The sequence below is a fragment of the Colwellia echini genome, assembly GCF_002843355.2.
Lineage (GTDB): Bacteria > Pseudomonadota > Gammaproteobacteria > Enterobacterales > Alteromonadaceae > Colwellia > Colwellia echini.
The window spans coordinates 83687-107676 of sequence record NZ_PJAI02000008.1; the positions used below are offsets into that span (position 1 = coordinate 83687).

General features: G+C 35.5%; 17 protein-coding genes. 7 read left to right on the top strand and 10 right to left on the bottom strand.

Annotated elements, in window-relative coordinates; translation table 11 throughout:
* Positions 1 to 3: 3 nt before the first annotated feature.
* Entirely contained in the window at positions 4 to 687 is a 684-nt protein-coding gene (locus CWS31_RS08865; protein WP_101344861.1) for a DUF1826 domain-containing protein, read from the bottom strand.
* Between the two features lie 413 nt (positions 688 to 1100).
* Entirely contained in the window at positions 1101 to 2471 is a 1371-nt protein-coding gene (gorA, locus tag CWS31_RS08870; protein ID WP_101344862.1) for a glutathione-disulfide reductase, read from the bottom strand.
* A 271-nt stretch (positions 2472 to 2742) separates the two neighbouring features.
* Between gorA and prlC the strand changes: the two genes are divergently transcribed.
* From prlC to CWS31_RS08885, 3 genes are all read left to right on the top strand, one after another.
* Entirely contained in the window at positions 2743 to 4794 is a 2052-nt protein-coding gene (gene prlC / locus CWS31_RS08875) for an oligopeptidase A (RefSeq protein WP_101344863.1), read from the top strand.
* 144 nt (positions 4795 to 4938) lie between these two features.
* On the top strand, positions 4939 to 5667 hold the full coding sequence (locus CWS31_RS08880) for a hypothetical protein (protein WP_211355813.1): 729 nt from the start codon (positions 4939 to 4941) through the stop codon (positions 5665 to 5667).
* A complete protein-coding gene (locus tag CWS31_RS08885; RefSeq protein WP_101344864.1) occupies positions 5654 to 6373 on the top strand; it encodes a DNA-3-methyladenine glycosylase I in 720 nt (239 codons plus the stop codon). The genes CWS31_RS08880 and CWS31_RS08885 overlap by 14 nt, the downstream gene beginning before the upstream one ends.
* A 65-nt stretch (positions 6374 to 6438) precedes the next feature.
* Here the strand turns inward: CWS31_RS08885 and CWS31_RS08890 are convergent, their stop codons facing one another.
* A complete protein-coding gene (locus CWS31_RS08890) occupies positions 6439 to 7572 on the bottom strand; it encodes a GNAT family N-acetyltransferase (RefSeq protein ID WP_101344865.1) in 1134 nt (377 codons plus the stop codon).
* Between the two features lie 224 nt (positions 7573 to 7796).
* Here CWS31_RS08890 and CWS31_RS08895 point away from each other — a divergent pair, with 224 nt between their 5' ends.
* From CWS31_RS08895 to CWS31_RS08910, 4 genes are all read left to right on the top strand, one after another.
* Positions 7797 to 8744, top strand: coding sequence for a glycosyltransferase family 2 protein (locus CWS31_RS08895; RefSeq protein WP_101344866.1), 948 nt, complete (start codon positions 7797 to 7799; stop codon positions 8742 to 8744).
* 2 nt (positions 8745 to 8746) lie between these two features.
* Positions 8747 to 10003 (top strand): glycosyltransferase family 2 protein, encoded by a 1257-nt coding sequence (locus CWS31_RS08900; protein WP_101344867.1) that lies wholly within the window; start codon positions 8747 to 8749, stop codon positions 10001 to 10003.
* A gap of 23 nt (positions 10004 to 10026) precedes the next feature.
* Positions 10027 to 10635, top strand: a complete 609-nt coding sequence (locus CWS31_RS08905; protein WP_342780233.1) for an acyltransferase — start codon at positions 10027 to 10029, stop codon at positions 10633 to 10635.
* Between the two features lie 236 nt (positions 10636 to 10871).
* Positions 10872 to 13667, top strand: coding sequence for a hypothetical protein (locus CWS31_RS08910; RefSeq protein WP_101344868.1), 2796 nt, complete (start codon positions 10872 to 10874; stop codon positions 13665 to 13667).
* A gap of 60 nt (positions 13668 to 13727) precedes the next feature.
* Here CWS31_RS08910 and CWS31_RS08915 read toward each other — a convergent pair whose 3' ends face one another.
* From CWS31_RS08915 to CWS31_RS08945, 7 genes are all read right to left on the bottom strand, one after another.
* On the bottom strand, positions 13728 to 14831 hold the full coding sequence (locus tag CWS31_RS08915; protein WP_101344869.1) for a glycosyltransferase family 4 protein: 1104 nt from the start codon (positions 14829 to 14831) through the stop codon (positions 13728 to 13730).
* Positions 14832 to 14855: 24 nt separating this feature from the next.
* Positions 14856 to 16865, bottom strand: coding sequence for an acyltransferase family protein (locus CWS31_RS08920; protein ID WP_101344870.1), 2010 nt, complete (start codon positions 16863 to 16865; stop codon positions 14856 to 14858).
* On the bottom strand, positions 16862 to 18340 hold the full coding sequence (locus tag CWS31_RS08925; RefSeq protein WP_101344871.1) for a lipopolysaccharide biosynthesis protein: 1479 nt from the start codon (positions 18338 to 18340) through the stop codon (positions 16862 to 16864). Before CWS31_RS08925 ends, CWS31_RS08920 begins: the two co-directional genes overlap by 4 nt.
* Positions 18340 to 19470, bottom strand: coding sequence for a glycosyltransferase (locus CWS31_RS08930; protein WP_148747750.1), 1131 nt, complete (start codon positions 19468 to 19470; stop codon positions 18340 to 18342). Before CWS31_RS08930 ends, CWS31_RS08925 begins: the two co-directional genes overlap by 1 nt.
* Before the next feature lie 192 nt (positions 19471 to 19662).
* Positions 19663 to 20982 (bottom strand): O-antigen ligase family protein, encoded by a 1320-nt coding sequence (locus CWS31_RS08935; protein WP_101344873.1) that lies wholly within the window; start codon positions 20980 to 20982, stop codon positions 19663 to 19665.
* 20 nt (positions 20983 to 21002) lie between these two features.
* The gene (gene asnB / locus CWS31_RS08940; RefSeq protein ID WP_101344874.1) at positions 21003 to 22892 is read right to left on the bottom strand and encodes an asparagine synthase (glutamine-hydrolyzing); all 1890 of its coding nucleotides are present in this window, start codon (positions 22890 to 22892) and stop codon (positions 21003 to 21005) included.
* Between the two features lie 44 nt (positions 22893 to 22936).
* Positions 22937 to 23989 carry a FemAB family XrtA/PEP-CTERM system-associated protein gene (locus CWS31_RS08945; RefSeq protein ID WP_101344875.1) on the bottom strand — a complete coding sequence of 351 codons (1053 nt, stop codon included), beginning with the start codon at positions 23987 to 23989 and terminating at the stop codon, positions 22937 to 22939.
* Position 23990 lies beyond the last annotated feature (1 nt).

Genomic DNA, 23990 nt, shown 5'->3' on the forward strand with positions numbered 1-23990 from the left:
AGGTTAATCACCAACAAAATCAAGCGTTACAATTAATCGACGCTCACCAGCTGCTATAGCTGGCGAGCGGTGCACTAAACCTGCGCCTTCATGCTCATTCCATCCCTCACCTTTAAGTAGTGCAACATCACCCTGGCTAAGTTGTTTAATGTCATCAAGATTATTAAAAAGCCCTGATTCTTCATCCGACTTACCTTGATTCCCTGCACCTAACTTACTGCGATCAACAACATCATGCGGTAACCATTGTGTGCCAACGCCTCGATATGTTGTGATTAATCGACAAGGAATACGATCAAAATGAAAACGCGGACACATAGCGTGCTCAAGTATAGTTAATCTTAAGCCGGCCTCTTTAAGCTCAAATAAGCAACAAAACATATCAACTAACACAGCAACATCTTTACTTAAGGTTTTTACCGCTGTGCTATCACCAAACTTTTCACACAAAAGATCGTAAGTATTTTCTGGTGTCGCCATAAACGTGGTTGTTTTGGTTTGATTGGTATGCAAAAACTCATCAACCGCTAGCGTTAACTCAGTCGTTATATCACGTTGCCAAACAGCTATATTAGTATCTTCTCGATAGATATCGGTTAACACCTCAACATGCTTACTTGCTTTAACTTGTGGTGAGATAACACCAATATCTTCGAATATCGCTCTATTTTCAGTAACTGCTATCATCTAATTTCCTGTTACGCTTTAATTGCTCTTAATTGTAGGTAATGCTGAAATATCGGCTAAATACTACGACCACAACCACTAATGATATGTTGTATCATATCACAATTAACAATGGCAACTGTAAATTAATATTTCATGAGAATTTAAAAGTGAAATTGATAAGTTCGCTGGTTGAAGGGTACAACCGAAACAAGAAGCTGACCAAAACCAGGTAAATAGCCAGAGTCTTAATGCAGAGGAGAAAATGAGATCAGAATTAAATTTTCTCTGTCCCTGAGGGATCCCATTTATTAATTTAGAAACGTTTTATGAAAAAAAATAGCCACCAACTTACATTGATAGCTATTTGTTTGATATTTTTAGGTGTTGATACTTCAGCTTAACTAGCCAATCATTCGATTTACAGGCACCGATTACATAGTGACAAACTCTTCAGCAGATGTTGGGTGAATAGCAATAGTATTATCAAAATCAGCCTTAGTTGCGCCCATTTTCATCGCTACCGCAAAGCCTTGTAATAACTCATCACTACCAAAACCGATACTGTGTAAGCCTACAACTTTTTGTTCGCTGCCTGAACAAATTAACTTCATACGTGTGGGATCACGATAATCTTCAGTAATAGCTTGATAAAGCGCGGTAAACTGTGAGTTGTAGACGGTAACATTGTCTTCGCCGTATTCTTCAATGGCTTCTTTTTCAGTTAAGCCAACAGTGCCAATAACCGGGTGACTAAACACTACCGTGGCAATACCAGAATAATCCAAATGCTCATCAGGTTTATTATTAAATAAACGTTCACACAAACGACGACCAGCAGCAACCGCAACTGGGGTTAATTGAGCTCGCCCTGTGTTGTCACCAACCGCATAAATACCTTCTACGTTAGTATTTTGATATTTATCTGTTTCAATAAAACCGCGATCATTTACTTTAACGCCTGCAGCTTCTAAATTAATATTGTCTGTTGCTGGCTCACGACCAATTGCCCACACTAGGCTTTCAACAGGACCAATACTTTCACCATTAGTTAAATGCACAACCAAAGTACCATCACTTAGTTTTTCAACACGCTCTGGCGTACTGTTAGTGTGAAGCGTTGGACCATGTTTTGCCATTTGCTCAACAAGAGTATCGCTTAACATGTCATCAAAGCCGCGTAATGGCTTTTCTTTACGCACTAATAAGTGGGTTTCGCTGCCTAAACCATAAAATACGCCAGCTAGCTCTACTGCTATATAACCTGCACCAACCACAGCAACACTTTTAGGCTGCTCTGTTAACGCGAAGAATCCATCAGAATCAATACCATGTTCTGCACCTTCAATTTTAGGCGCGGCAGGTCGACCGCCAGTGGCAATAGTAATATGATCAGCTGTAATTAATTCACCATTTACTTCAACAGTGTTTTTATCAACAAACTTAGCGAAGCCATTAATAACAGTTACATCATTTGCATCAAAGCCACGTTGATATGCAGCATGAATGCGCTCAATGTATGCTTCGCGATTAGCAACTAATTTAGCCCAATCAAATTTAGGCTTTGAAGCGTCTTGAGAAAGATAATTATTAAAGCCGTAATCATTAGCGTATTTTAATGCGTCTGCTATTTGTCCAGCGTACCACATGGCTTTTTTAGGAACACAACCTACGTTGACACAAGTGCCACCAATGTACTTGGCTTCAATAACTGCGGCTTTTTTACCTAATTTTGCTGCGCGATTTGCTGATGCTATTCCGCCACTACCACCGCCAATAGAAATGTAATCAAAATGTTGTGTCATGGATTCACTCAAAGTATTTGTCAATTTGTATTCAATATATATGCGCAATGAGCGCGTATTTCAAGTTTCAATATGTAAAGACCTATTTCCATTGCAAAATATTTCATACTATCGGAATTGAAAACAACGATGTTATTGGATATTTAGACTATTTGAAAATGAACACTTAATTAGTGCAATTGGTATTAACATTAATATAAGCTAACACCTTGAAATTGGTGTGAGTAAACATTACATCTACAGTAATCTAACAAGCTAAAAAAGTGACCTTATGACTAACCCATTATTAGTACCAAGCGAATTACCTGCCTTTTCAAAAATCAAACCTGAACACGTAAAGCCTGCGGTTGAGCAAGCTATTACAAATTGCAAAAAAGTCATTGAACAAGTACTGGTAAACAATACAGAGTTTACCTGGGATAATTTGGTACTTCCTATTGATGAAGTTGATGATGTGTTATCTAAACTTTGGTCACCAGTTTCACATTTAAACTCTGTACAGAGCAGTAATGAATTGCGTGAAGCTTATGAGTCTTGCTTGCCGCTGCTATCTGAATACGGCACTTTTGTTGGCCAAAATGAGGAGTTATATCAAGCGTATTCAAGCCTTAAAAATAGCAGCCACTTTGCAACCCTTGATACCGCACAACAAAAAGTGATTACCAATGCGCTACGTGATTTTAAATTATCTGGCATTGCCTTAAACGATGATGACAAAAAACGTTACGGCGAAATTGTGTCGCGGTTATCAGAGCTTAGTTCAAACTTTAGTAATAACGTGTTAGATGCAACACATGCTTTTAGTGTAACTATTGCCGATAAAGCAGAGTTAACGGGCTTGCCAGAAAGCACACTGGCCGCGGCAAAAGAATTAGCTGATTCAAAAGAAAAACAAGGTTATACCTTCACCCTTGATATGCCAAGTTACTTACCAGTAATGATGTATTGCGACAATGCTGAATTACGTCAAAAAATGCATCACGCGTTTGTTACTCGCGCATCAGATCAAGGCCCGAATGCTAATGAGTTTGATAACAGTGCGATAATGGATGAACTGTTAAGTTTGCGTCACGAATTGGCAAACTTACTTGATTTTGACAACTACGCTCAACATTCACTTGCCACCAAAATGGCTAACGATACCAGCGAAGTTATGGCCTTTTTAGAAAACTTAGCCATTAAATCACAAGATCAAGGTAAACAAGATTTTAAAGAATTAAATGATTTTGCTGTCAAAGAATTTGGTAAAAATGATTTACAAGCATGGGACTTAGCCTATTACAGCGAGAAATTAAAACAAAGTCGTTACGCTATTTCAGACGAACAATTACGCCCTTATTTTCCAAAAGACAAAGTAGTGTCGGGCTTATTCACCGTAGTAAATAAACTGTTTGGTTTAACTATCAAACAACGTGAAAATGTTGACGTTTGGCATAAAGACGTTAATTTTTACGATATTTTTGATAAAGCTGGTGAAAAACGCGGTAGTTTCTATTTCGACTTATATGCTCGTGAGAAAAAACGTGGTGGCGCTTGGATGGATGTTTGTGTTGGCAGAACTCAAAAAGCCGATGGTTCAATTCAATTTCCTGTGGCTTACTTAACTTGTAACTTCAATGGGCCTGTTGGCTCTCAACCAGCATTATTTACTCATGATGAAGTGGTGACTTTATTCCATGAGTTTGGTCACGGTATTCATCACATGTTAAGCCAAATTAACGCAGGCAGTGTTGCTTGTATTAATGGCGTACCTTGGGATGCTGTAGAATTACCAAGCCAATTTTTAGAAAACTGGTGCTGGCAACCTGAAGCGTTAGCATTTATTTCAGGCCATTTCGAAACAGATGAACCATTACCGCAAGAAATGTTAGACAAAATGCTAGCAGCTAAAAACTTTCAATCTGCTATGCAAATGCTACGTCAGTTAGAGTTCAGTATTTTCGATTTCACCATGCATGAAAGTTACGATCCTAAAGCATCAAACAATGAACAACATATTCAACAAACTATAGATAAAGTGCGTGAACAATATGCGGTAATTAAAACGCCAGAATTTAACCGTTTTCAACACGGTTTTAGCCATATATTTGGAGGCGGTTATTCAGCAGGTTATTACAGCTATAAATGGGCTGAAGTATTATCTGCCGATGCGTTTGGTTTATTTGAAGAGCAAGGTATTTTCAATGAAGAAACAGGCCAATCTTTCTTAACCAATATTTTAGAAAAAGGCGGCAGTGAAGAGCCAAGCGTGTTATTTGAACGCTTTAGAGGCCGAGCGCCTGAAATTGACGCATTATTACGTCATAGTGGTATTAATGCTTAAAACTAGCTGAACTTAAAAAATAATTTCATCATCTTTTTTTAATTGTCTACTTTATTTTAAATCAATGACATAATGATTACGTACTTCAATTTAGATAAGGTAATCATTATGTTTCATTTAAAGGCGACTCAATTAAGGAAAATTATGCGTTATTTAATACCTCTATCATTGGCATTATTAAGTTCTTTTGCCACGGCAGAAACTGAACAACAAAAAATAAAGGCTGAAGACGAAAAAAACAATAATGATCCAACTAAAGTTATTACCCGTGTTGGACTTGGATACAGTGATGACTTAACTATTTCAGGCTCTTTGGCTTTTGGTCCAGTCAGCAAATTAAACGCAAAAACAAATTCTGACTTTAGCGAATGGCGTTTTGGTGGATCATGGTTATTTGATTTTGGTATCGTCAATGTATCATTTAACCGTGCTGAATATGATGAAGGCGGGTCTAAAAACACATACTCCATTGGTACTTATTTACCGTTAAACGTACTTGGCGTTGATACTGGTAAATGGATGGTTTTCCCTATGGCTGGTTATAGCCATACCGATGGTGAAACACTCACCCCAACTGATAGTGAAGTAGCAAACGACAGCTCTATAGCAAGTGATGGTATCATGACACAAAACACCAGTAACGGTGGCTATATCGGTGCATTCTTATTACGCCCAATCACAAAAGAGTGGACTGTATTAGCTTTTGGTGGCGGTGGAATGGGCTCTAACGATTATAGTAACGTATGGGGTGGTGGCGGTGTTAGCTATAAACTCAACGAAAATAACTCTTTTAATTTCTATGGTTATATCTCTGACGATGACTATGGAAAAATTAATAAACTAGGTGTTTCATACACGTATGAATTCCAATAAACCTGAAACGTTTAAAACCCTATTTTCACGCGCCGCGCAACGCAAAGGCGGCGTAAAAGCTCTCGAGTTATTACTTGGTGCTGGTGAGTTTGATGATAGAGAGTTTGAACATAATACCCACCTTTATACTGATGACCGGGTATTAGCAGCCTTTACCAAACAAATATTTAAATCAGGTTTTGTATGGCGCGTTGTCGAAAACAAGTGGCCCGATTTTGAAGATACTTTTTTTAATTTCAACATTGAAAAAATATTAATGATGCCCGAAGAAATGTTGGAAAGAAAAGCAGCAGATCCAAAGATTATTCGCAATTTCAATAAAGTAAAAACCATTAAAGCTAATGCCCAAATGATATTTGAGCAACAAACTAATGGCAGCAGCTTCGCGCAGTTTATTCATAACTGGCCAAGTGAAGACATTATTGGTTTGTGGGCATACTTAAAGAAACACGGACAACGCTTAGGCGGCAATACAGGCCCATACGCGTTAAGACTATTAGGTAAAGATACTTTTATACTGAGTAGTGATGTAGAAGCGCACTTAAGAGCGCAGAAAGTCATTGATGGCGGTTTACAAAGTAAAAAAAGCTTAACAGCAATACAAAACTACTTTAACGATTTACAACAACAAAGTGGCTACACATTAACTCAACTTAGCCGTTTAATCGCCTTTTCAGTTGGCGATAATAATGTGCAAGTTGGTTAGTCTTATTACTCCAAGTATTTAAATTCAGTTATCACAACTATAGGTTGGAATAGAAATAATCCACCCTATAGGTGAGTACGAGTTGTAAATATTGCCAAAAACTTCATTTTAAAGTGCTTCAATAAACATTCGAGCTTTAATAAAAAAGTATTTCGATAAAAACAGATCATCTCTAATTGATACTTGTTATTCGATAATGATTGTTTATAACGCGCTTCTCCACCAAGAAAATCATACGATTTCAGTCCTTGTTCTGCATAATATTGGATCACTTCATTGTGCAACGTCATGCCTATTTTAATTTTATTATCTTGGCTTTCTTGTAAAGCAGATAAGTAAAAATACACTTTGTTGTTATAAACAAAATTGATTAAATACCCTAGTTCATCTCCATTCAAACTGAGTACAGCTATTTGCACCATTTTATTATGCTTGTCTGAATTATTAATGGCGAGTGACTTATGAAAATGTTCAAATATAGGATTGGAAAAACCGCTACCCTCATTAGTAGCCTGCCAGCGGTCAATATGAATACTGGCTATTTTGGGATATAACGCGATAACTTTTTTAGGATCTGAAATAACTTCAAAGCTTAACTCACCTTGACTTTGCAGTAATTTTTTACTGCGGGTGATTTGATTACGTGTGTTTTTAGAAAGTGTTTGATTAAAATACTCATATTTAGCTGATGATAGCGAAGTAAAGTAACCACACGTTTTAACAACACTTGTAGCTAAAAAGTTTAGCTTTTCAAAAGACTGGGCAAAGTATCCAATATTATTAGAGGTCGACAAGCCGATAATAACTTCTTTAACTAATGCGTCAAAGTTACTAATAGCGTTTATCATTTTTTCTCTAACAGGTTCAGCACAAGATTCATCTAACAAGAAATCATTGTACTCAATCCACATTTGATCTTGTTGCTGAATGCCCGTTCGATGCAACCACCATTGTTTTATTGGAAAACAGCCAAACACTTTACGTGTTGTTTCAACAAAAAAACCTAAACCTACAACTTTGTCATCCTTAATAGCTTCAATAACAAATAATTTATCGGTAACAACATCAAGCCAATTGCCTATCCAAGCCCATGATAAAAACACATTAGAATTAGCTACTAGCTCTAAACACTGCCATTTATTAGCTAGATGATTTTTATCAGCAGGATTAAATCGTTCTATTGTTATTTTAATATGCATTACTTCAAATTATATAATCTGTTTATATTCGCCATAATTCAGCAAAAATTGCTGAAAGTTACGTCTACATTTAAACCAAGAGTTAACGTATTAAACAAGTTATAATACGTAGGATAATTAAAAAATTTATATTTTTACATCTGCTTATCCTTAGTGCAAAATAATATGCTTAACGAACAATTAGTGCAAACTAATAACCTACTACCAATAAAGATAGTTATCTAATGGAAGAGAAAATAGTCGTATCATTCATAATTCCCGCTTTTAATGAAGCAAATATGATAGTTGATACACTTACACAGCTGCATAAATTTGCTCCAAAGGTCGGCTACGAGATTATTATTGTTGATAATGGTTCAACAGATAATACTATTGAATTAGCACAACATTTTGGTGACACGGTAATTAGTTGTGCACAAGGCACTATTGCCGCGGTCAGAAATTTTGGTGTGCAAGTCTCTACCGGTAGAATATTAGTGTTTATTGATGCAGACGTGAAGCTTACCCAACAGTGGCAAGACAATATAAATAACACAATAGAAAATATTGATAAAAACCCGTTGTTAATCACAGGCTCTCGATGCTCGCCCCCAGAAAACAATAATACGTTAAATACTCACTGGTTCAATTTACTCGTTGAAAGTAACTCTTCGACTTATATCAATTCTGGACACTTGATCACCTCAAAAGTATTATTTGATAAAATATCAGGTTTTAATGAAGAATTAAGAACCGCAGAAGATCATGACTTCTGCATTCGAGCAACACAAGCTGAAGCCTTAATCAGCCCAAATGCCAGTTTAAAAGTATTTCATGATGGCTACCCTACAACTTACGCGCAATTTATAAAAAGAGAGCGGTGGCATGGTAGAGAAGACTTCAAAAGCTTTACATCATTGTTTAACTCAAAAATCGCACTGATTATTTGCTTCCACGTTATGCTGTTTATGTTGAGTTTAGCGATAGTGTATCTGCATGGAATAATTGCAGGTGTTAGCTTTTATGCACTTTCAATGTTCATACTTACACTAGCGTTAACCCGTTATAAATTTAACGGCTCACCAATGCAGTCACTAATGAAAACATCACTCATTCACTATGCATATATAATAGGTAGAACCTTATCATTAGTGGATCGGTTAACATTCAGATACTCAAGTAAATTTAGGTAACCATGACAACTTTTATTCTAATAACAACACTCATCTCATTACTACTTATTGTACATGTATATATTGGTTACCCAGTAGTGTTGAAAATATTAACTTTAATAACACCTAAACGAAAGGTACTAATTGATGAGGATTTTATACCTGAAGTATCATTACTTATTTCTTGTTATAACGAAGTAGATGTTTTAGAAGAAAAAATTCAAAACAGCTTAGCTATTGATTATCCGAAAGAAAAATTAACAATAATTATTATCTCTGATGGCTCTGACGATGGCACTGATGATATAGCTAAAAATCATGAGTCTGATGGCATAAAATTAATACGTCAAGAAGGTAGATTAGGTAAAACCTCCGCCATTAATCTGGCTATGGAAACTGTTACTTCCGAAATTGTTGTTTTTTCAGACGCCAATGCAATGTATGAACCTGATGCCATAAAAAAATTAGTACGTAATTTTGTCGATGAAAGGGTTGGTTACGTTGTGGGTGCCGCTTTATACACAGATGGTAAAACAAGCTCAGCTGCTGCAAGCGAAGATATTTATTGGAAATACGAGTTAGCCTTAAAAACAATGGAAAGTAATTTGCATTCTGTTGTTGGCGGTGATGGTGCTATTTATGCTATTCGAAAAAATTTATTTATTACATTGGATGCCAAAGACATTAATGACTTTGTAAACCCCTTACAAATTATAGAACAAGGCTATCGCGGTGTTTTTGAACCCCAAGCAATCTGTTTAGAAGAAACCGCGGGAGATTTTTCTAAAGAAGCTAAAAGAAAACAGCGTATAGTAAACCGTAGTTTCCGTGGTTTAATGAAAGTAAAAGCGGTATTAAACCCATTTAAATTTGGCTTTTTTAGTTTTGAAGTAATTTCACATAAATTGCTCCGTTGGTTAATGCCTGTATTTATTGTGTTATTTGCGGTAGGTTCTATTTATTTGGGTTATCAACAATTCGAATTATTTAAAACTACCTCTGTGCTAGGCATTTTATTTTTATGGTTGGCTCAAATTGGATTTCTTAAAGCCGAGCAAACCTCAATATCTAAAATATTTTTTATTCCTTATTACTTTTTGATGGTAAATTATTATTCACTGATGGGCGTTATTACCGCTTTAGCAGGTAATATTCAAGTAACCTGGAGTTCACCAAGAACAGACGTTGAAAGCGCCTCTAAATTAACTACAAACCTTGTATTGGGGTTAATTGCTATTAATGCCGTGTTATTTAAAATATTTACCGACTTATTACTTTAATTCAAGAAGAGACAACTAATTTAGTGTTAAATATAAAACGAGTTATTAAATTTATTTTTAGAAGCGTATTTATTCTCTGCGCTTTACCGTTTGCCTTATTATTTTTTATTAGCCCTACTAGCCAAAAAAAACCATTGTTTACTGGGTTATCACAACTTTTCAGCCTTATACCTGGGCGATTAGGAAGTTATTTTCGTAATTCACTCTATTCATTAATTATGAAGCATTGTAGTAATAATGGCGTGATTTACTTTGGCACCCTTTTTTCAGACCCTGACACTGAAATTCATGACGATGTTTATATTGGCCCACAATGTAATATAGGTAAGTCGGTTATTGGAAAGAACACATTAATCGCCAGCGGCGTGCATATTCTAAGTGGTAAAAATCAGCATAATTTTGATGATTTAGACACCCCAATTCAACAACAAGGTGGTCAATATCAAAAGATAGTCATTGGTGAAGACTGCTGGATTGGAAATACTGCCGTGATAATGGCAAATGTAGGTAATAAAGCAATAGTTGCCGCAGGTGCTGTTGTTATAAACGATGTACCTGATTATGCCATTGTGGCGGGGAACCCAGCAAAAATAATTAAACAAAGAAACCAAAGCTTAATTCAAATAACGTAGTAAAATAAATTTTTCTTATAAAAAAATAGCTTAGATCATTTCCTATTACCTATTCGCTATTAGAGTAATAAAGTGAAAAATACAAAGTTAATTTATATCACCAAAATGAATGTTCTCTTTTGGAAATAACCTAAAATATAGACTAAACTTGTTATACAAAAAACAGCGGCTGAATTAATTTTATTTCTCCTAGTTGTTAAGGGCTTTAATTGGATATTTATCCTTAAGGGAACATCATGAAAAACTTAATTAAATTTTTTTCTATCATTATAACCTCCACACTACTAACAGCTTGTTTAGAAGAGGTTGCACCCTCGGAGGAATCCAAACAAGAGCCTGGCACAACCAAAACAACCACTACGACAATAGTCACAACGACAACAATAACAGCTGATGGTGAAACAGTATCTAAGTCAGAAGAGGTTGTATCTGAAGTAGATGATATTACCGATGTGGATGATATTACCGATGAAATACCATCATTCCCGGTAGAGTCTATTACAAGCTTTGAAGTGCAATTCGATCAAAGTATCTTCATTCCGTTTAGTGCAGCTAAAACAACAAATAGCAACTCGATTAAAAATATCTTTGTAACGCCAAGTATAGGAGACGTTACTATTTATGATAATTATATTGAATACATACCAAAAGGCTCTTTAGGTGAAGACACTTTTACAATCTCTATCACCGAAAACGGGAAAACCATTAATCAAGTTTTTGATGTTTTAGTTTCAGACCGAGCACCATATTTAGTTTTATCCAACCCAGAAGATGGACTGCCTACCGAACTAGTTGATGGTATTACTATTTGGGGTTACAACCTAGGAGAGAAACAAAATGATACTAGGCTCCAGCTTTGTGATTTATCTGAACAATGTACAGATATTACAAATATAAATCATTGGAAAAATACAGATGAAAACTTACCAAATGCAATTCAAAGCTTAGCAACTACTTATAATATTCAAGAAATAACATTCTCTCTTCCAGAGACCACAAGTGGCGAAAAATTAATTCGTATCACAAATCAGTATGGAATGACAACATTACCATTTACTGTTAAGTATGAGACTTTTGAGGTCAGTTTTGATAAAACTAAATTCGATGTTCAATTTGATAAAGAATTCGTAATTCCATTAAATATTACCTTTGATGAAACTCACCCTCCTGTGATATTTCTTTCAGACTTACCTACGTTAGGTACAGCCACTCTTATTGGTAATAATATTAGTTATGTTCCTTCAGGAGAGTTTGGCTCTGACACCCTAACTGTTTACATCTCCGAAGGAGATAAAACCGTTGAGCAAGAATTTGAATTATCTGTCGCTGACAGAGCGCCAAAATTAGCTTTTTCTGATTTAATATCAGGTCCATCTACAGGGTTGGGCGATGGAAAAGGTTCAGGAGTAATAGTAACTGTTTGGGGATTTAAACTTGGCGATTCTCAAAGTAGTTCAAAAGTAGAATTATGTAACCTTGATAATATTTGTACTGAAGCTGCTCATGTTTATTACTGGAAAAATGCTGATGGTCAATTACCTAGTGGACCAGCTAATTTGTATGAATCACATGGCATGCAAGAGATTGCTTTTTCAGTACCCCAAATTACTAATGGTGAAAAGCAAATTAGAGTGAGTAATAATTTTGGAGCTTCAACTCTCCCGTTTACAATTCGTGATGGAAATATTTATCATGTTATGTCAACCGGCAATGATGACTTTGGCGATGGTTCTTTTGCTAAGCCTTGGCTTACCGTTTCGAAGGGTGATTCCGGTTCAGGGGCAAATGCTGGTGACACACTTTATATCCATGACATTGATACTACAGCGACTGGTACTAGCAGCACTAGCTCATACGCTTATTACATAAACCAAGGATTTTCTGCTACTGAAGCGAACCAATTCGCCTATGTTTCGTACCCTAACACTAGGGCTAATTTATACGGTATGGTGGGCGTAGGAATGTACAATACTACTGGCATTGTTACCTCAAAACTTTCTGTGTATGCATCTAATTGTGTTGATGAGACACTTGAGGGTTGTAGCGAGAGAGGTACGAGTGGTATTACACCTAGTGCTTGGGGCCGTGTTGTTGGTAATACTGTAACCGATATACCTGGTATGTGTGCCAGTGGTCAAGGTGGTGCGATAAGCGGCGGTGTTGATACCGTTGAAGGTTCAAAAATCTTTGGAAATCATATTTACGAGTACGGTTGCCCGAATTCGAGCAAATTACATCATACAACATACTTCACTATACGTGACTTAAAAAATGATGCAACACTTGCACCACCAGATTTGGGTTGGAATTACTTAAAGGATAACCACACTAAAAACGGCTTACATTTTTACGATGAAAATGTTGGAGCAGGTACTGAGTGTGGGCAGTGGTCAAGTGATGTTTTAATACATGACAATGTAATTGTAAATCAAGGTGGTAACGGAATTTCTTATGAATCTGCTTGTGGCTGGGACAATGATGCAAGAATTTACAATAATGTATTGGTTAATGTTGGCCTCCCTGTTGATATAGATTGCACATTTAGTTGTGGTTCAACGGCAAGCGGTATACAGATTTTGGACGGTGATAATGGCGGTATAGGGGGCGATGTTTACATTTACAATAATACAATCCATACATGGGACTCTCAAGATCAAAGCACTGCCTTACAGTCTTGTATGGTTTTACGCGGTTCTGGTGATACTGCTCAGGTTTATATCAATGATAACGTGTGTTATTCAACTTTGGATAGACCATTTTTAACCACTTTCAGCTTTGACTCCGTAAACCATGACGACAATTTGCATGTATCCAATAACTCTTGGTTTACTACTTTCGTAAACCCAACAAAAGCAATAGTTCCAAATTCTGACAGTACTCCAATCATAACAGACCCCTTGTTGATCCTTACAGGTTCACAAGTATCTCTAGCTGAGAGCTCCCCCCTAAAAGGTAAAAGCACCGCAATTATAAAGTATGATATTTACGGTGCTGTAAACTCTAATACATCTAATGTAGGAGCAAATAAATAAGTTCATTCAGATAACAAAATAGACGCGATGGATTATAATTGTTCTATAAATCCTAATTTATTATGAATTATCCATCGCATCTTCATAAATAGATAACATTTTTTTATTTCTTTCTGTAAATGAGAACTTAGTCCGTGCTATTTTTAAGCCTTTATTACCCATTAATTCTATCTTTGAGGGGCTTTCAATAAAATACTTCATATGATTATAAATATTATCTGCCATAAAATTCATAAAATCTTTAGGGATTGTATCCAGCACACATACTTTTCCATTTTTAATAAAATCAAAGTGATTATTATCAATTAAAAAGCCACTTTCACGATCCTCAATTATTTCGGGAATAGCAAAGTGTTTAGTTGATATAACTGGCAAGCCATAAGCAGAAGCTTCTAAAATAGCAAAACCAAATGCTTCTTGATATGTTGGTGATACAAAAACATCCGTTTCTGGTAAGACTTCATTAAGCATAACGTCCCGTTCAACTGCACCAAAAGTAATTCTGGGGTGATTATCTATTTTTTCTCTGTATTCTTTTTTTAGCTGTTCATCATGTATTCGCATATCATTTGAAGCACATATCCTTAAGTGAATATGGTCGTATACTTCTGCTAGCCGAATAAACGCATCAACAACATTTGCACTCCCTTTAAGAAAAAAGTCACCTGAGCACATGAAGTTTATTTTTCCTTGGTTATACCTAATTAACTTGTCGTCTACTTGCCTCATACATGGGTACACAACATCAACTTTATCTAATATTCTCTTATCAGTGATCCCTGCAAAAGATCTTAATGTCTCCCTTCCTGCATGGCTTTTAAAAATAAGCTTAATGAAATTTTTTCGAAGCATTAACTGTTTAATTAGAAAGACTCGGATAAACCTAGGCAAAGGAATATTTAAAATTTCAAATGCAGTGGCTCCTGAGAACCTAGCGGGTGTGTATATCCACTTTTGATTAGTTATGATTGGGAATAAAGGTGCTTCAAGTATGTCACAATCTTTTCCTTTAAAATATCGCAAAACGCCGACAGCTGGGCTCGTAAAAAACCAATCAGCGACTGAACGTGTATCTTTAGCTTCGATATAAGTTACATTTTCAGGAGGGTTGGCTGCAACCTCTTTAGCAATGCCATGCATTTCTGTTAATCCAATTTTTATCATTTTATCTCCAAAAAAATGAAATCATTATTCATTCTCCATCAAATTATCAGGAGCCATATTACTAAAAAGTTTATTAAATTGGCCATCAAAAAAACTAATATACCGTTTAGAGCCATCCAAACTCAAATGATCATCATCAAAATACATTGATTTTCCATCAATAACAGATAAGCAATGCCTATCGTCGCAAAACGGTTCATTCGAATTTAAATATGTCACCATGGGAATGCTACTTGAAAGGGTAATTAGCCATTTATTTATATACCCGCTTCTGTTGTTCTGAAATACCCAATCAGTTTCAAAAAAAACACCTGAAACAGGATTATTAAAAATAGAGAAAGGAGTAATAATTTTTTTAATGTTACTTTTGAGTTCGGGAATTGGGCCTATAATCACCACTTTTTTTTGATTACTTATCAACTCATTAACAAGCGCTTCAAATGAAGAATAATATATATTTTTAAGTTCCTTTACCGAAAGCCCTTCGCTATTTTCAATATGGTGTGACGGTCCAACATCAAAAGCTTGCTGATTGCTAGCTTCAATATTATCACCACTCAAATATGCGGTATGTCTAAAGGTTAAAATGACGGTGTCTATTTCGTCAGACTCAATAATATATATAATGGACTCGCGCAACCACTGTTTACACCCTGACGTTGTTGTATCAAAATCAATAGCGGGTGGGCAGCCTGAGAACGTCAACTGCAGTAATGACCTTTCATATTTTTTAAGATAATGACCAAACATATAACTTAATTCCACACCATGTGAGTCACCAAGAACTGCTACGCTTGGCTTTTCATCAAAAAGATTGCAAGCTTGATCGGGGTGTAAATAGTTTATACCTGACGTATGGCACTGGTATCTTTTAGGACTAATGCTGATAGAGTCAAAATCAATACTATCGTCAAATCTTGCTTTAACACCTTCAGTGAAATGCCCTCCTAAGCCTAACAGACTAAATATAACTATGCAGGAAATTGATAATTTATAAATAGATCGAGAGTCTAGAAACTGACGATTTCTAAAAGGTGTTTCTACATATTTAAGGGTGAGATGAGACAAGATAATAGTTAAAAAGACTAAAGATGTAGCCAATAAAAGAGAAAATTCTTCGGTATCTTTTATTCGAACAAAAGCAAAAATAGGTTGGTGCCATAAATATAGTGAATAAGATATTGCACCAAAATAAACCAATATATTGGTGCTAAGTAGTTTTCCTACAAGGGTATTTCTACTGTAAGCTAAGATACAAAAAGTAGCTAACACTGGAAATAATGTTGGCCAGGACGGATGAGGCAATTTATTGGAAAAAAGTGCATAACATAACAGTAATAAAATCAAACCTATAGCGGCCATAACTTCTTTTACTTTTTGGCCACTCTTATCAAAATACTTATAATTTAACGCTAAGAGTGCGCCAGCTAATAACTCCCAAGCCCTACTCGTTAATAGGTAGAAGTTAGCAGACGTATCAAGGGCAGCAATAAAGTAAGACGCTACAAATGAAGTAATTGCAATAGCACTTACCGTATATATTATGACTCTTATCGACACCCCCTTTTTCCAAAAGAACATTAAGAGTAACGGAAATATAATATAATATTGCTCTTCAACAGCTAGACTCCATGTATGTAATAAAGGCAATTCATCCGCCGCAGGTGAAAAATATCCGCTAGTCATATAAAAGTATATATTCGATGCGAAAAATATTGTTGCGAATACACTCTGAGATAGATCTTTTAAATCTGTTGGTGATAATAAAACAAAACCAGAAACAATAACCGCAACCATCATAACCAATAGCGCAGGAAGGATTCTTCGAGCCCGCCTTTCATAAAATATTGCAATAGAAAAACGTTGTTTATTTAAGTCATGAACAATAATACTCGTTATTAAATAACCACTTATTACAAAAAAAACATCTACTCCTAAAAAACCTCCAGAGATGAATTTAGCACCTGCATGATAAAGTACAACAGGTAGAACCGCTAATGCTCTTAATCCATCAATCTCTGATCTATACTTCAAGAGTTGCTCCTTTCACCTTTTATCATTAGCCTATTTATCACTTTATTTCTCAAATAATTCCATGAAGATGAAGGGATGAGTAGAAATAAAGCCACATAAGTCACAACTCCGCATGAAATTGCTGTAATAAAATTCATCAACCTCAACTCAAACCAAGTACTGTCAGCGATAGTACTAACAACAAAGTACATTACACCCGCTGACACTAAAGGAGCCCACAATAAATTTAGTAGCTTTACCCAGCCCCAATTAAACTTATAACTCAATAGATAATAGGAAGCTAACAACTGAACTGAATAAAATAAAATTAGAACAAAAGCAGCAGCCTCAATGCCTTCTTCAACTAACATCACAAGAGAAACAGTAAGCACAATTAAACAAAAGAAACGAATCAGGGTTTGCTGTTTAATAGAGCCAATAGCCATATTCATTGAAACAATAGGAGCGGTAATCGACGCTAGTAAAAATGCTATGGAGAGTAAAGATAACGAGCTAATCATCGGCGCCCATTTGTCACCAAGTAAAATTAACGTAAAATCTCGAGATACTGCTGAAAGCCCCAAAAAAACAGGAAAACAGATGAATGCATTCAGAGCCATTATCTTAGTAAAATAGTTACTAGTAGCGGCTTTATCATCTTGTACTCTTGAGAAAGCTGAAAAAGAAACTTGAGACAAGCGTCGTGATATTTGTATATTAGGCATTTGAGCAAAACCTAGCGCTTTATCATAAAAACCTAACTGTGTAGTTCCCAAAAATTTACCTATAATTAACTTGTCAACATTTTCTCCTAACAATACAGCTTGCCCCCAAAAAAAGTCCCAAACACCAAAATTTAGTAATTGCTTAAATGCTTGACCATTAAACTTAAATTCGAGTCTTTCTCTTGATGTGATTAACGTCAAAATGAGAACGACAAACTGTGCAAGAATCATAGAATATATCATTGACCAAAACCCAAAACCGTTAAGCGCCAATAAAATAGAGCTAACAATTGAAATAGCCATACTAGTCCCTTCAATAATGGCCATTATTTTGAAATTAAGGTTCCGTTTTAAATTTGCTTGAGGAGCGGCTATACACGCACTTAATAAGAACATTATTGAAAAAACTTTCAGTGCGTCGTCTAATAGAGGTTCAGAAAAATATTTTGCTATTGAAGGGGAAAACAATTGAAAGCTAATAAATAAACCAGAAGATATAATTATATTAAAAACGAAATAACTAGAATAATGTATCGAATTAACAGTTTTCCGTTGGATAATAGCGTTCGAAAAACCAAAAGAGGTAAACAAATCACAATAAAAAAAAAGTACTGTAACCAAGCCCATAATTCCAAAGTCACTTGGAGATAAAATCCTCGCAAGCCATATAGCTGAAGCAATACGAACAAAGTGCATTAAAAAAGGTAAGACTGTATACCAAATTAAACCCTGTTTTGTTCTGTTATCGATATCTTTTACAGAGTCCGTCACTATTCTCTACCTGTTAAATCGCAGTATATTTTCATGTAATTGTTAACCATATAATTTTCTTTAAAGGTGCTATTGAACCTTGCCATTGCTGCAGCGGAGAGTTTTACTCGTTTATCTTTATTATTGAATAATTTTAACATCGCAGACTCTAAGGCGATTTGATCATCATTTTCAACAATTAAACCACTCACATCATTTTCAACTATTTCAGGGTTTCCTCCTACTCTGGTAACAACTGGTGGAATACCGCACGCCATTGCTTCCAATAATGTCATTGAAGTACCTTCACTAAATGAAGGCAATAAAAATACATCCATGGCCAATAAATATTTCTGAGGTTCTACAATAAATCCTGTCAATACAATATTCCTCTCCATATTGAGCTCAGAAACTAACATGCGAAGATCTATCATCATTGGCCCATCTCCAATAATCACAAGATATAAGTCTTTATGCTTTTGACATAGCGTTTCAAATGCTTTGATTAACATTATATGATTTTTTATGGGGTCTAATCGTGCAATTGTTCCAAACAAAAAAGCAGCTTGGGGAACTTTCAAAAAGTCTCGCAAGTCTCCAGTTGAATGTGTTTTGTGTAATTGGTCAACATCAAGCTTAAGACCATTATAGATTACTTGAACCTTACGTTCAGGCATGTATTCAAAATCAACAATGGCTTTAGCTGTTGCCTTAGAAATGGCTGTAATTTTATTTGTAAAAAGAGATAATACTGGATTGATTAACTTCCTTTTCGGCTTTACAACTTCGGGATAAAATCGCCCGTGTTCCGTAAAAATCACCTTTGAACGTTTAAATACGCTTGCCATTACACCATATACAAAAGGAGTGTATTGGTGGCAATGTAAAACATCATAGCCCTCTTTATTTATTAATCGTCTTAAAAGCCAAACTAAGGAGAAATCAAAACCTTTTTTACGTTGGTAGCTATGTATTACAAACCCTTTCGAAATAAGTCGTTGCCCTAGCTCTTTAACTTCACCATCCAAACAAAATATATGGTGCTCAATTTTATCCGATGGCATATTTTCAACTAGTTGCCTTATCACCTGCTCAGTTCCACCGAGAGCCATATCAAAGGTAATATGTAGAATTTTTATTTTTTTGTTCACAATTTGTCCCACTAAATTAACCTAATTATATAATGGTTAAGCCAACTTAAAATATTGATATATGATTAAGGTATTTAAACACTGAATGCCTAATAATATACTCCCTTTCAATTACATAAAATATATTACGTAAATTAGAAGAACCTAAAATTAAAGTCTAACTTTATTCAGTAAGGTAAAATACTCAGTTATCTAAGAAGTACCATCACTTAATTCAGGGTGCTTATTCAGAGCTATAGTGCTAGCACAAATACAAAATAAAATGAGCCAATAAAAAATTTCAGCCCTAAAAGCATTAATAAAAGATCCTGCAACCATAAAAGATATTAAAGCAGATTCAACTGTAATTAACCGGTAGTACATAATGTAATCCTTATAATAAACAGCCTGTTTTTTAGCTCTTCTTAGATGTTTATAAATTGATAGCATTAAGCATAATATAACACCCGCACCTAACCAACCAATCTCTGACAAAGCCTGAAACCACATAGAATGGACTGCTCGACCGGAATACCCTTCCTTCTTTGCTTTATCAATTTGCTCTTCAGTTAGATACATTGGACTAACTATCTGATACCCATAAATACCAAGCCCAAAAGGGGAGTCATCAAGCATATCAAAAGTTTTCAGCCAATATTGCACTCTTGATGCTCCACTCTCCTTATCTGATATAGAGCTTTTTTGAATTGAGCCCATTCGCTCCCAAAACATATCATCAGTAAACCTTAACACACCAGCAATACCAACCAACAATATCAACATCAGCATAATCTTTTGTTTAGGTAGTTTATATTTAGAAAATACCATATAAAAAATAAAATAAATTGAACCTGCTGCTGCACCTAAAAACGCGCCGCGACTATTAATCAAGATTAAACCATTTACAATCAAAGCCCCCCCAAAAGCTACAAGAATTTTAATTTTTAACGACCCTCTCCAGCCATAATATAATAAAATTGAAATAGCTGGCGCTATAGCAGTAGCAGTCCCATTAGCCTCAGGAGCATCTACTGTGCCAATACCTTCTACCCGACCAAACTCATTTCTACCAACAACAAAAGCCTCATAACCTATATATGCGCAACCAAGTAAGTAGAAAAGCAAAGCAAGTTCTATTTTTTTCTCAGTATCAATTAAACGGTACCCAACATACACAACCAACAAAAGTTTAAATAAATCAAAAACATAGCGCAAGTGTGTTTCTTGTGAAACAGCGACAAGTGTAACCATTAGATAAGTAAAGAAGAGTAAGATAAACCATTTAAACTCAGGGATTTTACATACCGTATTTAAATTATGTTTTTTTTGTGTAAATAAAAAAACACTTAGCGTTAATAAAAAAGTTACAAATGAATAGCTAATACTAGGGATCCCTGAAGACCACCAACGAGAGCTAGGATTTAAAAAATATATTACTTGATAAAGATAAAATCCCCACACAGGGGCAACGAATAGAATTGCGTATAACCCCGATGCAAAAAGCAGCAGAAACAATAAAGCAAATTTAGACATTTTCTAGCTTTTCCATTTCACTACCCTTTATTCTTCATGTATTTATCCCACCACATTTGAAACATCAACATGCTCCATAACGGGGCTGAGTAATCAGTTGTTTTATCTTGGTGTTGTTGCCACATTTTTTTAATCTCTTCAGGCTTAAAGTAGTTCACAAGTCCTGTTTTTCGATTAAATAAACAATCTTCAGTGATATCTTTTATTTCACCGCGAAGCCAATCAGCTAAAGGAACAGAAAAACCCATTTTCTTTCTGTATAAAATATCGTCGGTTAGAAACGGTTTGAATATTTCTTTTAATATGTATTTCTTTTCACCATCATTAAATTTATATTTTGATGGTATGGTTGCAGCAAATTCCACTAATTTATAATCTAAAATGGGTGCACGTACTTCTAATGAGTTTGCCATACTCATGCGATCTACTTTAACCAAAATCCCACCTGGCAAGTAGGTTTTCATATCGGTATAAAGTATTTTTGATAAATGATCTGGACCGTCGGCTTTATGGTATTTATCTATGGTGATTTTTGATGGGTGATAACCGTTAAGGCTATTATTCATTTTATCATTTACTAAGTTATTCCAAATATCATCAGTTATAAATGAATTGGTAATATAAAAACCCATGGCGGGTTCAACACTTAAACTGGTTAATAATGATTTAGCCCGCCTGAAAGGCGTTGCATTAATACAGCCAGCTAGTTTAGCTAACGGCGGAAAAATGTATTCCCTAATAACGGATGGAAATTTTTGACGCAGTTTGTTCTCTACATTATCAACAGAGTACTTTTCATAGCCGGCAAAAACTTCATCGCCGCCGTCACCAGCAATAGCTACAGTTACTTTCTGTCTTGCTAATTCAGAGACAAAATAGGTTGGTACCAGTGATGGATCAGCAAAAGGCTCATCGAAATAACTTACTATATTAGCTAGTTCATCTTTTACATTTTGATGTACGGTAAATTCATGGTGATTGGTTTTATACTGCTCAGCTACAGCCCGTGCGAAATCAACTTCATTATATTTTTCATCGTCAAAGCCTATAGAGCATGTAGTGATTGGTGATTCACTATTTTTAGCCATTAACGCAACCACGCCGCTAGAGTCAACCCCCCCGCTTAGAAAAGCCCCTAACGGAACATCACTAATCATTCGGTTTTTTGTACAATCATCGGTTAATTGAGTTAATTTAGCTTTTAACTGTTCTTCTGAATCATTACTCGTTTGAGCAAATGAAACATCCCAGTATTCTTTTTTATTAAGGCCTTTAGAGTTAAAGGTAATAAAGTGGCCTGGCTCTAATTTGTAGACATTTTCAAAAATTGTTTTTGGATCTGGAATATATTGATAGGCAAAAAAGTCATAAACAGCATCGTCTCGTATTTTTTTAGGGATATTAGGTAATACAAGTAATGCTTTTAACTCAGAAGCAAAGAATATATTTTCATTGTCAAAATAGTAATATAACGGCTTTTTACCCATTCTATCTCGAGCAATAAATAGCTCTTGTTTTGCTTTATCCCATAAGGCAAAAGCAAACTGACCATTTAAATGCTCTAAACATTGTTCACCATACTTAGCATAAAGGGCAAGTATAACTTCAGTATCTGTATGCGTATTAAATTGATAACCTTCAGCTATCAAGGTTTCTCTTAGCCCTAAATAATTATAGATTTCACCATTAAAAACAATTACAAGTTTATCATCTGAAGAATGCATAGGTTGAGTGCCCGCAGCCGATAAATCAATAATGCTCAATCTACGGTGGCATAATGCAATACCCTCATCAAGATATTCTCCGCCAGCATCTGGGCCTCGGTGATAAATGGCATCCCCCATTTTCACTAATGTTTGTTGCTCCGCCTTAACTTGATTAAACTGGCTAAACCCTGCAATCCCACACATATCAATATTTCCGTTTTAATTCAATTAGTTTCAATGATTAAGTTTTATAAGCTAATATACTTGCGTACTTTAGGACCTATATATTCACTAATATTTACAGGCAATTTCCGCCAAACCCGCTCGACTAAAGCACGTAGATTACTAATATCTCCTGTGCTCTCTAATATTAACTGCCCAGTATTATTATATTTTTGCCAATTTAATAATTCAGGGCTTGCACCCCATTGGCTTTTAAATTTGAAAGTACCCTCTCCAACTGTTGAACGTCCAAAATCAAATTCCTCACAGCCTCTATCATTAACGTATTTTAATAATGTCCAATAAAGCAACATATTAGGTGCTAAACGGTTAAAGTCAGCATTAGTTGATGCCCAAGGAATACAAGCTTTACGACCATTAAAAAGAACAATTCCCGCACCAACAACCTGATTTTCAGAATAAACCGTTGCTATAATCGCATCCTCACCATAAGAAGTTGCTATTTCTTCGAACCACTTTTTACTATGTACAGGAGAGCCTAAGTCACGCATATTTCGAGTGAAAACTTGATAAAACTCACTCACAAACTGAGAGCTATTACCTGTATTTGCGATTAAACCATTTTTTTCCGACTTTCGAATTTGACTACGCAATTTAGATTTAAACCCAGAAAACAATGCATCAGAGTCTTCAGGTAAATCCATAAGCATTCTTACCTTTGTTGTAGCTGAATTTTCTACATCAAATAAAGTCTCACTTTTAATACTACTGCGGTTATCAAATGCTAGAATATTCTTCACTTTACAAAACTGAAGGGCTTGATTTAACAAGGCATCACTTACCTCTTCGTTATTGGCTAATATCCCGCCAACGTCACAAAAAGGTAAAGCACACAAACTCCCTTTTGAAAATGGTGGGGCAATCAATACTGCAGGTAACACACCAACAACAGTGCCATCGGACTGTTTCGCTATCCAATAAAAACATTGATGTTTATAAGCATTACTTATTGCTTTCATCCATGCTATTCGATGATATGGACTGGCGCTAGGATGTTGCTTTACATACGCATCCCAAGCAGAAAAATCGTCACTTTGTATTAAATTAATTTGAGTCATT

Bases quoted from the DNA above. Each gene is read 5' to 3' on its own strand.
- gorA (WP_101344862.1), bottom strand. From the start codon at position 2,471: ATGACACAACATTTTGATTACATTTCTATTGGCGGTGGTAGTGGCGGA.
- CWS31_RS08915 (WP_101344869.1), bottom strand. From the start codon at position 14,831: ATGATAAAAATTGGATTAACAGAAATGCATGGCATTGCTAAAGAGGTT.
- CWS31_RS08945 (WP_101344875.1), bottom strand. From the start codon at position 23,989: ATGACTCAAATTAATTTAATACAAAGTGACGATTTTTCTGCTTGGGAT.
- CWS31_RS08865 (WP_101344861.1), bottom strand. From the start codon at position 687: ATGATAGCAGTTACTGAAAATAGAGCGATATTCGAAGATATTGGTGTT.
- CWS31_RS08910 (WP_101344868.1), top strand. From the start codon at position 10,872: ATGAAAAACTTAATTAAATTTTTTTCTATCATTATAACCTCCACACTA.
- CWS31_RS08900 (WP_101344867.1), top strand. From the start codon at position 8,747: ATGACAACTTTTATTCTAATAACAACACTCATCTCATTACTACTTATT.
- CWS31_RS08935 (WP_101344873.1), bottom strand. From the start codon at position 20,982: ATGTCTAAATTTGCTTTATTGTTTCTGCTGCTTTTTGCATCGGGGTTA.
- CWS31_RS08890 (WP_101344865.1), bottom strand. From the start codon at position 7,572: ATGCATATTAAAATAACAATAGAACGATTTAATCCTGCTGATAAAAAT.
- CWS31_RS08885 (WP_101344864.1), top strand. From the start codon at position 5,654: ATGAATTCCAATAAACCTGAAACGTTTAAAACCCTATTTTCACGCGCC.
- CWS31_RS08880 (WP_211355813.1), top strand. From the start codon at position 4,939: ATGCGTTATTTAATACCTCTATCATTGGCATTATTAAGTTCTTTTGCC.
- prlC (WP_101344863.1), top strand. From the start codon at position 2,743: ATGACTAACCCATTATTAGTACCAAGCGAATTACCTGCCTTTTCAAAA.
- CWS31_RS08895 (WP_101344866.1), top strand. From the start codon at position 7,797: ATGGAAGAGAAAATAGTCGTATCATTCATAATTCCCGCTTTTAATGAA.
- asnB (WP_101344874.1), bottom strand. From the start codon at position 22,892: ATGTGTGGGATTGCAGGGTTTAGCCAGTTTAATCAAGTTAAGGCGGAG.